This is a genomic window from Candidatus Acidiferrales bacterium (assembly GCA_035934015.1).
Lineage (GTDB): Bacteria > Acidobacteriota > Terriglobia > Acidiferrales > UBA7541 > DAHUXN01.
Genome location: DASYYH010000006.1, coordinates 276978 through 292587, shown reverse-complemented (window position 1 = coordinate 292587; position 15610 = coordinate 276978). Strand labels below are relative to the sequence as shown.

General features: G+C 59.6%; 14 protein-coding genes. 6 read left to right on the top strand and 8 right to left on the bottom strand.

The window, feature by feature from the left end:
* Window positions 1-13 precede the first annotated feature (13 nt).
* Window positions 14-481 carry a nuclear transport factor 2 family protein gene (locus tag VGR81_03660; GenBank protein HEV2288029.1) on the top strand — a complete coding sequence of 156 codons (468 nt, stop codon included), beginning with the start codon at window positions 14-16 and terminating at the stop codon, window positions 479-481.
* Between the two features lie 212 nt (window positions 482-693).
* Here the strand turns inward: VGR81_03660 and VGR81_03655 are convergent, their stop codons facing one another.
* A complete protein-coding gene (locus tag VGR81_03655; GenBank protein ID HEV2288028.1) occupies window positions 694-1566 on the bottom strand; it encodes a winged helix-turn-helix domain-containing protein in 873 nt (290 codons plus the stop codon).
* Between the two features lie 148 nt (window positions 1567-1714).
* Between VGR81_03655 and VGR81_03650 the strand changes: the two genes are divergently transcribed.
* The 3 genes from VGR81_03650 to VGR81_03640 are packed head-to-tail and all read left to right on the top strand — an operon-like array spanning window position 1715 to window position 3821.
* Window positions 1715-2584, top strand: coding sequence for a hypothetical protein (locus VGR81_03650; protein HEV2288027.1), 870 nt, complete (start codon window positions 1715-1717; stop codon window positions 2582-2584).
* Between the two features lie 41 nt (window positions 2585-2625).
* Complete coding sequence (locus VGR81_03645; GenBank protein ID HEV2288026.1) at window positions 2626-3372, top strand: CDP-alcohol phosphatidyltransferase family protein; 747 nt, start codon at window positions 2626-2628, stop codon at window positions 3370-3372.
* Window positions 3369-3821 (top strand): GtrA family protein, encoded by a 453-nt coding sequence (locus tag VGR81_03640; GenBank protein ID HEV2288025.1) that lies wholly within the window; start codon window positions 3369-3371, stop codon window positions 3819-3821. Before VGR81_03645 ends, VGR81_03640 begins: the two co-directional genes overlap by 4 nt.
* 721 nt (window positions 3822-4542) lie before the next feature.
* Here the strand turns inward: VGR81_03640 and VGR81_03635 are convergent.
* From VGR81_03635 to VGR81_03620, 4 genes are all read right to left on the bottom strand, one after another.
* Window positions 4543-6564 carry a S9 family peptidase gene (locus VGR81_03635; protein ID HEV2288024.1) on the bottom strand — a complete coding sequence of 674 codons (2022 nt, stop codon included), beginning with the start codon at window positions 6562-6564 and terminating at the stop codon, window positions 4543-4545.
* A gap of 114 nt (window positions 6565-6678) precedes the next feature.
* Window positions 6679-7443, bottom strand: coding sequence for an isoprenylcysteine carboxylmethyltransferase family protein (locus VGR81_03630; GenBank protein ID HEV2288023.1), 765 nt, complete (start codon window positions 7441-7443; stop codon window positions 6679-6681).
* Between the two features lie 220 nt (window positions 7444-7663).
* The gene (locus VGR81_03625; GenBank protein HEV2288022.1) at window positions 7664-9214 is read right to left on the bottom strand and encodes a hypothetical protein; all 1551 of its coding nucleotides are present in this window, start codon (window positions 9212-9214) and stop codon (window positions 7664-7666) included.
* Window positions 9215-9221: 7 nt separating this feature from the next.
* Window positions 9222-10199, bottom strand: coding sequence for an ABC transporter ATP-binding protein (locus VGR81_03620; GenBank protein HEV2288021.1), 978 nt, complete (start codon window positions 10197-10199; stop codon window positions 9222-9224).
* A 230-nt stretch (window positions 10200-10429) separates the two neighbouring features.
* On the opposite strand from VGR81_03620, the gene VGR81_03615 reads away from it, so the two are divergent.
* Window positions 10430-11602, top strand: coding sequence for a N(4)-(beta-N-acetylglucosaminyl)-L-asparaginase (locus VGR81_03615; protein HEV2288020.1), 1173 nt, complete (start codon window positions 10430-10432; stop codon window positions 11600-11602).
* A 197-nt stretch (window positions 11603-11799) separates the two neighbouring features.
* Window positions 11800-12909 (top strand): NAD(P)/FAD-dependent oxidoreductase, encoded by a 1110-nt coding sequence (locus tag VGR81_03610; protein HEV2288019.1) that lies wholly within the window; start codon window positions 11800-11802, stop codon window positions 12907-12909.
* Between the two features lie 54 nt (window positions 12910-12963).
* Here VGR81_03610 and VGR81_03605 read toward each other — a convergent pair whose 3' ends face one another.
* The 3 genes from VGR81_03605 to VGR81_03595 form a co-directional block, all read right to left on the bottom strand.
* Window positions 12964-14094 carry a divergent polysaccharide deacetylase family protein gene (locus VGR81_03605; protein HEV2288018.1) on the bottom strand — a complete coding sequence of 377 codons (1131 nt, stop codon included), beginning with the start codon at window positions 14092-14094 and terminating at the stop codon, window positions 12964-12966.
* Window positions 14095-14102: 8 nt separating this feature from the next.
* Window positions 14103-15329 carry a S41 family peptidase gene (locus tag VGR81_03600; protein HEV2288017.1) on the bottom strand — a complete coding sequence of 409 codons (1227 nt, stop codon included), beginning with the start codon at window positions 15327-15329 and terminating at the stop codon, window positions 14103-14105.
* Between the two features lie 98 nt (window positions 15330-15427).
* Window positions 15428-15574 (bottom strand): hypothetical protein, encoded by a 147-nt coding sequence (locus VGR81_03595; protein HEV2288016.1) that lies wholly within the window; start codon window positions 15572-15574, stop codon window positions 15428-15430.
* Between the last annotated feature and the right edge of the window lie 36 nt (window positions 15575-15610).

The window sequence follows — 15610 nt, the reverse complement described above, 5'->3', positions numbered from 1 at the left end:
AAGAGGAGCGAATATGAGGCTTGCAAGATCGATGGTAGTGCTATTCATCGCATTCGGAACGATTTCAATCCCTGCTGGACGCGCCATAGCCCAACCGGGGCCCACGGCAAAAAGTGCCCTAGCAGCGGAGGACAAGTTGACGCAAGCGATACACGACAACGACGCGAATGCGATCACAAAGTTGCTTGACAGTAGCTGGGCGGTGATCTCTGGACGTGGTGGCGTCGGTGAGGGACCGTCTATCTTTCCCGAAGGAATAAAATCCGGAGCGTTGACGCGAAAAACATTTGAAACCTCCGAACCGAGAGTGCGGCTTTACGGAGATGTCGCACTGATAACAACAAAAGTGCACACGTCGGGAATGTTCGGTGGGAAACCCTTCGACGTGACCGAGCGCCAAACCGATGTGTGGCTCTGGAAGGACGGGAGCTGGAAGTGCGTGTTAACCCATGAAACCTTGATCCCAACCAGTTCCAAGTAAAAGAGATTGATACGATTCGGTTGCGGCTTGTTTGGTGCAGCCTGGCTTGCCAGAAGCCAAGATGGTCGTATTCTACAATCCCAACCCGAAGTAGAAACTCGGTTTGCCGCAAGCAGAACGCGCTGATCCACTATGTGAGGTGAGCCGGAGCGAGCGAAAGTTCGTTCCGGCTTTTTTGTATAGGCGTGCGCAAGATTGGCACGCTTGGAGAGCTACCCGGCACGATGGGAGGAGGCCATGAGAAGCAAGGAACGCTGGGAAAAAGGTAAATAGAGGAGAGCGGCAGTGGCGGCGATGGCCAAGCCGATGCCGATCTGCTGAACGAGGAGGAATGGAGCGAGAGCCCAAAGCTCGTCGAGCAGGAGGAGAAATGGGAAAAGGCGGCGAAATTTGGCGTTCAGGCCGTGATAGTTGAAAGCAGTGGCGGAGAGAAGATACAGACGAACGGGGATGCCAGCCGCAGCGGTGATGATCAAGACGGTGAGAATCAGACGGACAGGATCCTGCGCGGCGGCGAGGATGGCGCTGATCTTCGAAAGGCGCGCGAGGGAGACGATGTAGAAGGTGAGGTAGAGCAACTGAACGAGGGAAAAGAGAGTGCGCGCGATGACGCCGGAAACAACGGGAAGATCACGGGCGTCGCTGAGAATGAGCGAACGAGGCGAGGAGCCGTCTACCGCTCCAGCGGATGCGACGGGAGCGCTGGAACCGGGCGCGGCAGGCGAAGGCGAGACGGGCATGCCGGGCATTTCGACCGGTGCGATGAACCGGTAGCCGCGGCGGGGCAAAGTTTGAATGAAGCGCGGATTTGAAGCGGAATCGCCGAGGGCGTTGCGCAACTGATTGATGGCGGTATTCAGGCCGTGGTCGAAATCGACAAAAGTGTCGGAGGACCAGAGCTTTTCGCGCAGCTCGTCGCGCGAGACGAGATCGCGCGGGCGTTCGAGGAGCATTAAAAGAATGCGAAGCGACTGGTCGCGAAGACGCGGCTGAGCCTTCCCTTCCTTGCGGAGTTCTCCGGTATCCGCATCGATTTCAAATACGCCGAAACGAAATGTGCGGCTGCCGCTGCGAGCTTCGGTCACGCGATACTCCGGAATGCGGGAGACATTTTACGAGAGAAACCCGAGTAAACGACTGATTTTTATGGTTGTTAGAGGATGACTTCGAGCTGATGCGGAAATGAGGCGCAGGTCATTGCAGCGATGGCGCCGATTCTGGCATCTTCGGCGCATGAAAACCGAAAAAGATAATCGAGGCTGGAAATACAGAGCGGCGCTGGCGGTGATCTTGCTCTGCGGAACAGCGGCGGCGATGAAGCCTTGCGCTGCCACGCAACTTTCCGCGCAGACGGCGGGGAAATTCGACCAATACATTCAAGGCAAGGAAGCGCGCGAGTCTCGAGACATCGCGGCGCGAAAAAATTTCCTGTGGATTGATGGTCTGGCGCCGGCGGAAAGGGCCAAGGACTATGCCGAGCTAAAGGAGGGGCAAATCCTGGCGCAACGCAGCAGCGATTGCGACACGCAGAGCTGCATGTCCATCCCCGGAGGGCTGATTCACGATTGGGTGGGAATTGTTTTTGTGCCGGGAGTTTCGCTCACCCATGTTCTCGACGTTTTGCAGGACTACAACCGCGACGCGGAATATTACAGCCCGGAAGTGATGAAGGCGAAGCTCGAAGCGAAATCTGGAGAGGAATATCACGTTTATCTGCGGCTGAAACGCACGGAAGTGATCACCGTCGTGCTGGACACGGAATACGACATTCGCTACACGCGGATGGACGGCGAGCATGAGTATTCGCGGTCGCACAGCACACGAGTGGCGGAGGTGGACCATGCAGGCAAGGCAGATGAGAGCGACGAACCCGTTGGCGACGATCACGGATTTCTCTGGCGGCTCGATTCCTACTGGCATTTCTACCAGGCCGATGGCGGCGTCTACATTCAGTGCGACGTGGTTTCACTGACGCGCGATGTGCCGACAGGGCTGGGGTGGCTGATCGGTTCCTTTATCGAGAAAGTTCCCGCCGAATCGCTGCACTCGATGCTGACGGAGACGCGCGCGGCGCTGCTGCAAAAACCGGCATCGGCGAAGTGACTGGCTTTCGGATGCGAAATGAGAGAAAGGAGAAAAGAAAAATGAATGCGAGAACGCTGAGCATCGAAACGATAAACCCGCGCGAGGCGGAGGCGAACGCAACGCCGCGCGAAGGAAATTTCGCGGCATTCAAGAATGCTACGCGGCTGCAAGAAAGCATTACGGCCGTTCCGGAGCGGAAAATTCTGCTGTGGCTGGCGGCGCGCATGCCGGCGCGGGTGAATTCAGATCACCTGACGCTGCTGGGGTTTATCTCGATGCTGCTGGCTGGCGCGAGCTATGCATGGACGCGCTGGAATTCGGCGGGGCTGCTGCTGGCGACATTTTTTCTGGCGTTGAACTGGTTTGGCGACAGCCTGGACGGGACGCTGGCGCGCGTGCGGAATTGCCAGCGGCCGCGGTATGGATTTTACGTCGATCACGTAATCGATTCGATGGGAGCACTCTTCCTGATGGGCGGGCTGGCGATTTCGGGCTGCATGGACTGGCGCATTGCCGCGGGAATGCTGGTGGCGTTTCTGCTGCTTTCGATCGAATCGTATCTGGCGACGTACACGATGGGCGTTTTTCGAATGTCGTTCGCGAAACTGGGGCCGACGGAGATTCGGATTCTGCTGGCGCTGGGAAATTTTGCGCTCTGTCTGAAGCCGGACGCGCGGGTGCCGGGGCTTTCGTGGCGCGTGCTGGACTTCGGCGGACTGGTGGCGATTGCGGGCATGCTGACTATGTTTATTGTCTCCGCGATTTTTCATACGCGGACGCTTTACCAGCAAGAGACGCAGCGATGAGCGCATGGGGCGAGCGAGCGCGGAGAACGGCGAGGCGCTGGATAAAATTCAACGCCGTGGGAGCGATGGGGATCTGCGTGCAGATGATTGCCGTGTATGTGCTGGGCACGGCACTGGGTGCGAATTCGCTGGCAGCGACGGCGCTGGCGGTGGAAGCGGCGGTGCTGCACAACTTCGTGTGGCACGAGCATCTGACGTGGCGCGACCGAAAGGCGAAGACGCGGATGCATTTGTTGCTGCGGCTCGCGACGTTCAATGCGACGACGGGAGCGATTTCGATTGGCGGGAATCTGGCGGTGGTGTGGCTGCTGATGAGCGAGGCACACGTGACGCTGGTTGTGGCGAATTTGTGCGCGGTGGCGGCGTGCTCGATCGTTAATTTTGTGGTGAGCGACCGGATTGTTTTTCGCGGCGTCAGCAGGACTGCATCGGCGCAGGACGCCTGCTGAACAAAGACGGTCAAGCGGCAGGACAGAGATACGAAACAAATGCGGGAAATATCCTACCCTTCGCACAAACGGCGAAGGATGGGCCACCTGTGAACGCGACTCGGAAAGTCGCCAGCCAAGGCGGGCAGGCGCGGGCAGGGCCCTTCCTTCGTCAGGGTAAACAAGCCTTGCCCCTACGAAATGCGACGGGCGCAGCAAGCAGCGCCCCTACAAACGAGAAAAGCTTGTGCCGTCCCGTGGACGGCATCGGCCCGATAAAATCAATCGGGCCCTACACAGGCGACAAACGGGCGCGGTGGGCCTGCCCCGACGAAATGCGACGGGCGCAGCAAGCAGCGCCCCTACAAGCGAGAAAAGCTTGTGCCGTCCCGTGGACGGCATCGGCCCGATAAAACCGATCGGGCCCTACACAGGCGACAAACGGGCGCGGTGGGCCTGCCCCGACGAATTGCGACGGGCGCAGCAAGCAGCGCCCCTACGAAGGCAAAATGCAGGAAGGCCTCATGTCAGTTTGCGCAGGGAGTCGCGCAAACGGGACATGAGCTACAGATGCAATCATCGGCAACTACCCCACCCTTCGCACAAACGGCGAAGGATGGGCCACCTGCGGGCAGGGCAAGCCCTGCCCCTACGAGATGTAACGGGCGCAGCAAGCAGCGCCCCTACGAAGGCGAAATGCAGGAATTACCCCACTCGGCGAAATTTGTTTTGGGTGTGAGTTTCATTTCAAATATTCGTTGAACCAGGCGATGGCGCGGAGGGCGACGTCGCGGCTGTGCGCGGGGTTCACGAAGCCGTGACCCTCGTGCGGATAGATGACGAACTGCGTCGGGACGCCGAGAGTGACGAGCGCGTGCCAGAATTCGTAGGACTGCGGCGGCGGACATTCGCCGTCACTGTCGCCGACGACGATGAGCGAAGGCGTTTGAACATTTTTGATGAAGGTGATGGGAGCGGATTTGGCGTAGACAGCGGGATCGTTGTAGACCGTGTCGCCGAAATAAAAAGTCATCCACTTGTCGATTGAATTTTCGCCGTAGTAGCTGAGCCAGTTGGCGAGGCCGGCGCCGATGACTGCGGCGCGGAAGCGATGCGTTTGCGTGACGGCCCACATGGACATGTAGCCGCCGTAACTCCAGCCGGTGATGCCGAGGCGATTAGGATCAACCGGAAGCGAAGCGATGGCGGCGTCGACGCCGGCCATGATGTCCTTGAAATCGCCGTAGCCGAAATCCTTAATATTGGCGCGCGTGAAGGCTTCGCCCGCGCCGTAGCTGCCGCGCGGATTGGGAAACAAGACAAAATAGCCCGCTGCGGGAAGAGCGAGAGCATAGGAACGGATGCCGGGCCAGGCTTGCAGATTCGCGGCGGCCGGTCCGCCATGGACGCTGACGACGAGGCCGTATTTTTTCGAGGGATCGTAGTCGGCGGGGTAGACGAGCCAGCCCTGAACGGAACCGATATCGGTGGTCCAGTGGAGGCTTTCGGCTTTGCCCCACGCCGGATGCAGGCCGCTATTGACGTGCGTGATTTGCTTCCAATCGCCGATGGGGCCGGCCCAAACTTCGGGCGGGGCGCTGAAGGACTGGCGAACCGTGGCGGCAGTTTTGCCGTCGCGCGCCAGCGAAACGGCGACACCGAAACCATTGGCGCTGAGATGCTCCGGGCCGGTATAGAGCGTGGAGACGGCACCGGAATCGAGAAGGACGGAGGCGACGCCGCTCTGGCCATCGACAATTTCGCTAAAAAAGATGGAGCGCGAATCGGCGGACCATTGGAGCGAGCTGGCCGAGGCTTTGATGCCGGGAGTAATGTCGCGCGCTTCGGTGCTCGGCGAATTTGCGGGGATCGTATAGATATCGCCGCCGACGGAACCTTCATCGCTCATGAGACCGCCGATGAACGCGACGGATTGGCCGTCGGGCGACCATCTGGGCGTAGCCATTTGCATGCCGGATTTGAAGATGGGCTGCGGCGCGGAATCGTGCGTGGCGTCGAAGATATAGATTTTGGCGATCCACCAGTTGTTATCGCCATTGCCGTGCGCGGCGGTGCCGACGATTTTCTGGCTGTCTGGCGACCAGTCATATTCGTAGACGTACATATCGGCGGGAGAAATCTGGCGAAGAGCGGCAGAAGCGACGTCAACGAGAGCGAGGCGCTGCTCGAAATTTTTCACGCCGACGACGCCTTCATCGCGCGTCTCCGCAGCGAGCGGGCCAGCGGCGCGCGGAGCGTTTTCGATATAGAGAAACGAGATGGTTTTGCCGTCAGGCGACCAGAGCGGAGAGGAGACGTCGCCTTTGACGTGCGTGAGCTGGCGAGGCGCGCCGGTGAAATCGGTGACGTAAAGCTGAGATTGGCCGGCGTGAGCAGCGTCGGAAAAAAATGCGATGCTTTTGCTATCGGGCGACCAGACGACCTGTCCTTCGCGAGCGGCGGCGCCGGATGCGGCGGCGGTGATGCGTCGCGGCGCGGCGGCGGATTTCCAATCGGCAACGTAAATGGCGGAGTGCGGCGAGGGAGCGCCGTCTTTGCCGGGGAGAGATTCGACCCAGGCGACGCGGCGGCCGTCGGGGGAAATCACGGCTCCGGAAATTCCGCGCGCACCGGAAAGAGTGCGGATGGCGCGGGCGACAGCGGCGGAAGGTTTTGGCGGCGCATCGGAGCTGGCGGCGCGCGCGGCGGAACTGACGAACGCAACGGCAAGAAGAATGATTGAGAATTTTGCGAGACGGCTCATTTCAAGGTCCTTTCCATGATGAATCTGCCGGAATGCGAGCGAATACTGTGACATTGAGCGCGGATGGAGGCAAGGGGTGGGTGACAGAAAACGATGAGCACGACGGGCGAGAGATCAGGAGGAAACGGAAGGCTTTTGCGAATCCTGGCTGGCAGAGCGGCGGGCGATGCGGCCGGATATCAGCCAATAGCACATATAACCAAACAGGCTGATGCTCATGGCGATCCAGAAAATCGGCACACGGAGAGTGACGGCAAAGGCCACGACGGAGACGGCGAAACCCCATACAAACAACTCGCCAAGGAAGGCCTGACCCCAGCGAGGCGCGGCACCGCTGGCGGGGACGCGCGGGCGCAGTGCGGGAAAGAAGCGCGGGACGGCGGCGCAGTAAGCACGGAAGGAATCGCCCTGCGAAGCAGTGAGCGCGGCTTCTTCGCGGAAAATGAGGCGGTAATAAAAAAAGAACAGGCCGAAAGTCATGATGAACCAGCCGACACGGCTGGCGAGAAAGCCGAAGCCCGCGCCGAGGAGTACGCCGCCGAGATAGAGAGGATTGCGCATCCAGCGAAACGGGCCGTCGGCGACGAGTTTTTCGGAATGCAAGGCGTGGTCGTGAACGACGGCGCTGCGAAGGTACGCGGCGGCCCAGGTGCGAATCAAAGCGCAGAGAAGCGCGAGGAAGGCGGCAAATGCGAAAACAATGTGCAGGGGACGCGCAGCGGAGGAGGAGTTGACATCGATGGCACGGCGCCAAAGCAATTGCGCGAGGGCGACGCCGGCGTTCTGATGATCGAAGCTATAGGACGCAAAGCCCAGCCAGAAAATGCCGCCGATGAACCAGAAGCGGGCGCGAAATTCGATCTCCGACGCACGCATCATGAGAGTGCAACACCCCGCGCGGATAAAACGCGCGAAAGGAGAATTCTCTTTAGCAACTGCGTTTGTCGCGGCTGAAGCCGCGACATCCTGAAAACCAATCCGCGAACGAGCACGCTACCGAAAAAGCGCTCGGACAATTCGGATCTAGTGGCACGGATCATCGGAGCTCAGCATATCGCGCGGATAAAACGCGCGAAAGGAAAATTCTCTTTAACGAGACTCATAGAGAAGCGCTGGTGGCCGGGGCGTTGATGGAGATTGAAGATGGGTGCGGCTGCAATTCGGCGAGCTGACGGCGGCAGAGCAAGGCGAAAAATAGTGCGACGGCGGCTTCGGCGGCGAGTGCGACGAGCCATTCGGCGACTTGCGTCGTCCAGAGCGAGGATTTGAGGATGAAAAGCGGAGTGGGCAGAAGGATGGCGGTGAATGCGCGATCGTTCAGGTGAAGCGCGCTGACGATGATGGTAACGCAGACGTAATAGACGGCGAGGGTGAGGACGCCAAGAGCGAGCGGATGGCGGCCGCGGCGCAGATTCATCCACTGCAGGAAAAGCAAATCCACGGAGAGCCAGACGGCGAAGAAAATCACCTGAAAAATGGCGAGGGCGAGGCTCCATTCGAGCGCGGGATTGCGTTTCCATTCCATGATGCCGATCATGGCGGCGCCGACGACGATGACGCCGGCGAAAATGTAAGGAACGGGCCAGAGGAAATCGAGACCGGTCGGGACGGCTTCGGCAGCGTGCAAACGGCGGCGAACCTGAACGCGATTGCGCAGAACCAACATGCCGAAAATGAAAAACAGAGGAATATTCAGGCTGAGGAGAAGCGATTGCGTGGAAAGCGGGCTTAAGAAGGATTTCGGGTCCTGAATGCTATTCCAGCCGAAAAACGAAAAGAGGATGAAGTTGAGATAGTAGATGAAGCCGAGCGCCTGCGCGGGAGTGTAAAGCTGATAGTTTTCGGGATCACGCTTGATATTGCGGACGGCGGCCAGAAGGAACCAGGCGAGGAGCGTGATGTAAATGAAGGGAAGGACAACGGCGTGGTGAACAGAAACGCCGAAGAAAACGTCGTGGAATGGATTTGGCACTGTGAAGCTGCGTGGCCCGATATTGATCGCAGTGTCCGCCATGCTCCAAGACGCATGCGCAGGAAGATCCACGGTGATGAACGGACCGATGGGGCCTAGATGAAAATAAGGGGCGAACGGAATGGAACCACCCGAAGCCGCATAGGTGATGAACAAGAATGCCAAGATGGCCCAAGTGACGGTGCCGCGGCGGAGATATAGAGAGATGACGAGGGCGAGGGCGTCGAAGACGATGGCGCCGAAAATCAAAAGAACATAGGTGACGAACAGAATTGTCCAATTGCTGTGGATTTGGACGGCGCCGATGAGAGCGGCGGGGAGAAAACAGAGAAAAATGAAATCGGCCATGAGCGGCGGGCCGAAAAGTTTCCCGAGCGTCAGCCCCCACGGCGAGAGGCGCGTGAGGCGCTGGGAGTCGTAGGTGTTCTGATCCTTTTCGCGCTGAACGGCGTGAAGGCAAGCGATGCCACCACCGAAGACGAGAACGACGCACTGAATGATGAGAATCACATGGAGCAAGCTTCCCGGATAGTCGGGAGTCTTGTCCGCACTATGCAGAGACGCGTAAACCAGCGCCGCGGAAAGGGCGAGAGAAAGGCCGCCGGCGATGAGGAGCTTGCGCGGGCGGAGCTGGATGCGCGCGTTGCGGATGATTTCGGGATTGGAGAAGAGATTCATGGCGCGGTCACATCACTTCCCCGCCGGAAAGACGGGCGTAGATTTGTTCGAAGGATTCCGAAGAGCCTTCGACGGCAAAGACAGGCGCGCCGGACATGACCAGATCGCGGACGAGCGCGGCGAGATTGGCGTCGTTGCCAGCGAAAAGAAAATCGACGGCGGAGGAGCCGGAGACGACGCCCGCCGCGGGATGCGCGTCGGAGACGCCGCCGCGCGCGGAGAGCCAGCCGAGGAGTTGATCACTCGTAGCGGCGACACGAATGCGAATGCGACGGCGCGAAGGCGCGGCGGCTTCCTGCATCACACTGGCGAGCTTGCCAGCGCGAAGCAGATGGCCTTTTTCGAGGATGGCGACGGAGGTGCAGATTTCTTCGAGATCGGAAAGAACGTGGGAGCTGATGAGGACGGTCTTGCCCTGGCGATTCAAATTTTTCAGGAGGTCTTTCAGCTCGACGCGCGCTTTGGGATCGAGGCCGGAGGCAGGCTCGTCGAGGACAAGGACGGGCGGATCGTGAAGCACAGCGCGGGCGATGCCGAGGCGCTGCTTCATGCCGCGCGAAAGACCCTGAATGAAAGCGTCGCGCTTGGACTCGAGGCCGACCCAGGCGATGACCTCATTGACGCGCGCGGGGATTTCCGCGGAGGGCATTTTATAGGCGTGGGCGAAATAATCGAGATACTCCCAGACCTTCAAGTCGTCATAGAGCGAGAAAAAATCGGCGAGATAGCCGAGGAATTGCTGGGCGTCTTCGGGACGGCGCTCGACATCGATGCCATTGACTTCGACGACGCCGGAAGTGGGAACGAGCAGGCCGCAGATCATTTTGAGCGTGGTGGTTTTGCCGGCGCCGTTGGGGCCGACGAAGCCGAAGATTTCGCCGTCGGCAATGGTGAGATTGAGGCGATCGGCGGCGACGACGGCCGCGGGCCTGCCTTTGATAGGGGGGAGATCGTATTCTTTAGTTAGATTTTCGAGATGGACCATGTTCGGCTTTCCGATTTCGACGTAATGCTGGGCGGATTCTGACTGCCCATAGCTCATCTGTCAATACGCAGGGCAGGAGGAAAAAGTTCACCGGGAAATGCGAAACGGCACCGACGCAGGACGGCGCAATGAAGCGGAACAGCGACGATGACGAAAAGGCTGCTTGAGGGAAAGGCCGCGCGAGGCTATGCTCGCGGGCGCGGGAATGTGATTTTTGTGCGAGGCGAAAAATGGAAAAGGTGACACGGCGAAGATTTTTTCTGAGTGCTCTGACGGGGGGAATCGCGGCGACGGCGACGAATGTGTGGGGCGCGATTGCAACGAAAAACGGCAGAACGCTTAACGAAGGCACAGCGGCGAATGCTGGCGGAGAGGTTGCGGCAGCGAATGGCAACCGCCCGTGCATTATTTCGGCGCTGAACGGATTGCCGCATCTCGAAGCGGGGATGCAGGTGCTGCGGACGACGGGCGACACGATGGATGCAGTGCTAGCGGTCGTCGTGCCGGTGGAGGACGATCCGAACGACAATACCGTGGGGTACGGCGGGCTACCGAATGAAGATGGCGTGGTGCAACTGGACGCGTGCGTGATGCACGGGCCGACGAAGCGATGCGGCGCGGTGGGCGCGATCGAGAAGATCAAGAATCCGTCGAAAGTGGCGCGCGTGATCATGGAGCGGACGAATCATACGTTTCTCGTGGGGCGGGGCGCGACGCAGTTTGCCATCGACGAAGGATTCGAGGCGATGAATCTGCTGACGGACAAATCGCGCATTGCGTGGCTGGCGTGGAAAGCGGCGACTTCCAAGGACTGGCGGCCGGGGCTGGACGCGCCGGACTTCAACAAGGAACTCGCGGAACTGCTGAACGCGCCGGAGCGGCAGGCGTGGGCGCCGTGGATCAAGGACGTGGTTGCGCATCCGCCGACGGGAACGATCAATTGCCTGGCGGTGAATGGAAAAGGAGAAATGTCTGGCGTGACGACGACTTCGGGGCTAGCGTGGAAAATCTCCGGGCGGTGCGGCGATTCGCCGATTATCGGAGCGGGATTGTTTGTGGATCAGGAAGTGGGAGGGGCGGGTTCGACGGGGCGCGGAGAAGAAGATATCAAGATCGCGGGCGGGCACACGGTGGTGGAGATGATGCGGCGGGGGATGTCACCGACGGATGCATGCATGGAAGCGATCGACCGCGTGGTGCACAACTACGACTTCGATAGGTCGAGGCTGAAGATGTTCGACCTGCAGTTTTACGCGCTGAACAAGGATGGAGTTCACGGCGCGGCGGCGCTGTGGTCGGACCGTCATGACGGGCAAACGATCCGCTATGCGGTGCACGATGGCTCGGGTCCGCGCGCAGTGGCGTGCACGCCGAAGTTCGAGGGAACGGGCGGAGATTATTGAAAAAGCTTGCTCCGAAGGAACGAGAGGAAAGACTTGAGGGCATCTCCTAAATATCAAGAGCGGTCAACGGCTTTGCTTCAGGGGCTAAAGCCCCATTTTTCAGGCTGGTTTATGTCGGAGCTAAAGCTCCGACCCCCTGAAACCATTTGGGAGGACTTCCAGAGCGGCGAATCCATTTCTTTTCGCTGCATTCCAGTATGGATCGGGCCAACGTAGTCATTATCGGCGGCGGGGTGGTGGGATGCGCTATTGCGCGCGCCGCTTCCGCGAAGTGGAAGGACGTCCTTCTGCTCGAGCAGATGCCGAAGCTCGGCATGGGCGCGAGCACGCGCAACAGCGGCGTAATCCACTCGGGGCTTTATTACACGCCAGGATCGCTGAAGGCGAAGCTGTGCGTGCGCGGGAACCGGCTGACGTACGAATTTTGCGCGGCTCACGGCGTTGCGCATCGCAACACGGGAAAATTTGTTGTCGCTACTTCGCGCGAGCAGGAAAAGACGCTCACGGAACTGATGGAGCGCGGGAGCGCGAACGGCGTCGAAGGATTGCGGATTGTCGATGCGGCGGCAGTACGCGCGCGGGAGCCGCATATTGCAGCGACGGCGGCGATTGAAGTGCCATCAACGGGAATTGTGGCGAGCGAGGAGCTCGTGAAAGCATACGCGCGGATTGCGGCGGAGCAAGGAGCGGACATTGTGCTGCGCGCGAAGGTGGAAAAACTTGAGGCGGCGGGCGGCACGGTGCGCGTGAAAAGCTCAGTGGGAGAAATCGAGGCGCGATGCCTGGTGAACAGCGCGGGATTGTTTGCCGATGAGATTGCGGGGCTGCTCGGTTCGGAGATGGCGAAACACAAAATCTATCCCGTGCGCGGGGAGTATTGCGAAATCGTGCGCGGACGAACGGATTTGGTGCGCGGACTGGTTTATCCGCTGCCGCATCCGGAGGGGCTGAGCCTGGGCGTGCATTTGACGAAGACGCTTTACGGCGGCGTGCTCGTGGGCCCGACGGCCCATTACATCGCGGACAAGAATGATTACGAGAGCAACCGGCCGCCCGTGGAAGATTTCGCGCGCATGGCGCGGCCGATGCTGCCGGAGATTCGCGCCGAGGATTTGCGTCCGTCGTACACGGGGATTCGCGCGAAACTCGCGCCGCCGGGAAGCCATCATCCTTCCGATTTCATCATCGAGCGCGACAAGCAGTTTCCGAGTGTGGTGCAACTGATCGGGCTGGAATCACCGGCGCTGACTTCGGCGGGAGCGATTGCGGAAACCGTGATCGGGATGATTTCCGAAATCCTCGGGTGAAACTGCAGTGGCAGCTTTCACTTCTTCTCTGAATCAATTCAGAAGAAATTCATTTTAGCGCACGAGCGTGGACACGAAGACGAGCTGGATGCCGCGGGATTTGAGCTGCGGCAACTCTTCAGCGAGGGCGGCGATCGTGGCGGGATGAGGATGGCCGATGGCGATGGCCGAGCCCTGTTTTTGCGCGTCGCGAACGGCGAGATCGAGCTGGCCGAGAATGGCGCCGCGCGTTTCAACGTCGTCGAGGAAAACGTTGCGCGAGGCCGCGGGCACGCCGGCCTGCTCGGCTTCATCGTAAGCGACGGTCGCGGCGGTGGTGCGGCTGTCGATGAAAAATAGGTTGCGCGCGCGAAGAGCCGGCATCAATTCGGCCATCAACTGAGGATCGGCCGTGGCGCGCGAACCTTCGTGATTATTGACGCCAATGGCGTGCGGAACATTGGCGAGCATGGCGGCAAGAATGCTTTCGACTTCGCTCTGATTCATTCCGACGCGCAACTCGACGGCTTCGGGCTTGGCCGTGCTGCCTTCGAATTCCATCGGCAGATGCAGCATGACTTGATCGCCGCGGCGGAAAACGGCTTCGGCGATTTCGGCGGAATGCGGCTGGTCGGGGAGAACAGAGAACGTGAGAGGAACGGGCAGCTTCAAGAGTGTTTGAGCTGCGGCGGCGTCGGCGCCGATGTCGTCAATGATGATGGCGAGGCGCGGGCCGGTTTCGGAAGGGGCGAGCTGGTTTGCGTTTGCGCTGCGCGGTGCGCCGATGCGAACGGACTCGATGCGAACGCCGCGGAGGAGCAGATCAAAACGAATGGCATTGGCGGAATGAGCGTAGGAGGCACGAGTGAGACGGGACCGAGCGGCGGCGCGCGCGAGAGCTTGATCGACCGCGGATAGACTTGAAGCGTCCGCCAGGCGGATGTAGATGTCGTTGGCGATATGGAGCGAGCCGCCGCCGGAGAGAGGCTGCGATTCGGGACGAATGACGATTTGCGCGCCGCGGCCAGCGGCTTTTTGAGCGGCGGAGGTGAGATCGCTCGTGATGGCATTGATCTCTGCGGAAGAGGGCGGCCTTTTGCCGCAACCGGCGGCCAGGAAAATGAGAAAAAAGGAAAATGCAGGCGCGGAGATGCGACGAAAAAATGCGCGGAGAGGAAACTCAGCCCCCCGATGCGAAGCCGGCACGTGAAAAATCAGGCGGCTTTCTGCGCGGGCGGATTCTGGAGAACTTCGATGGCTTTCTTCACGACGGGATCATCGGGCGAAGGAAGCTGGCCCGGCGCGGGAGGCGCAAGCTGGTCCTGATCCTGATTGAGCTGCGCGACGCTCTGGAGCTGTTGCGGCATCACAGGAACGGTGGGCGAGACGCCCTCTTTGGGAATCGATTTTCCATCCGGCGTGAAATAGTTGGCGACGGTAAGGATGATGGCTGCGCCGTCGTCGAGATTGATAATTTTCTGCTGCGACGCGGTGCCGAAGGTTGTTTCGCCCACGGAATCGCCGCGATGGTTACCGGCGATGGCTGAAGCGAGAATTTCGGCCGGCCCGGCGGTGCCGCCGGAAATCAGAACGGTCATCGGCTCATTCCAGACGACCTTGGAAGCGTCGGCGGAAAAAACTTGCGGCGCGACAGTCTGGCCCTTGAGGGTCGTAATCGTGCCAGATGAGAGGAAGAGCTTGGCGGCGCTGATGCCCTCATCCATGGGGCCGGAAGCGCAGTCGCGCAAATCCAGAATCAGTTTCCTGGCGCCCTGACGCTGGAATTCCTGGAGCTTGTCGCGGATTTGAGCGGTTGTGCCCGCCTCAAAGGCCGAGACGCGGAGATAGGCGATGTCCTTTTGCATGGTCTCTTGGATAAGATGCGGCGGCTGGAGCTTCGCGTAGGTCATGGTGACATCAAAAGGCTGCTGCGTGCCGCGGCGGATGACTTCGACTTTAACAGTCTGCCCGGGATCGCCAGTGAGGAGAACCTGAGCCTGGCCGATGGACATCTGCGTGGTGGAAAATCCGGCGATGGTCTCGAAAAGATCGCCATCGCGCAGGCCGGCCTTCACGGCAGGGCTATCGGGCAGCATGGAAACGACAACGACGTAACCGAAGCGCTTGGAGAGAAAAACGCCGACCTGGCCGCGAGACTTGTCTTCGACCTTCGATTTGTAATCCGTGTATTCGCGCGGGCTCAGATAACTGGATTGCGGGTCGAGAGAGTCGAGAAGGCCGTGAAGAGCGCCGATGGTGACTTTGTGGACGTCCGGCGTATCGACATAATCGTCCTGAATATGCTGGAGAACTTCGGAATAAACGGTGAGAGAGACGTACGATGTGTCGCTGTCGGAGTTGCCCTTGACGTAGCCCACAGCGACATAGGCGAAAACCATCACCGAGAGAACAATTACAAATTTTTTCCAAAATGAGCTCATCTTCTCTTCCCTGCTCTCTCGCGCGATAGACGCCCTAGCGGAATGACCAAAACAAGCGGCCAAACCCGGAGAACATTATAGCATCCCCGGTGGGATTCTCATCGGCCGGGATGCGCGCCCGTGTTCGGTTGTTTCGATGCGCGAGGGTTGCGCACGGATGGCCGGGCGAAGGACTTGGATTTCAGCATTTCAGAGCGACGAGAGTTGCGTTTGCCGAGCTTTTGATTGAAGAAGCCGCGTTTCATGCAGGCCTCCTTGGAATGCGGAGATTGTAGCGCGGA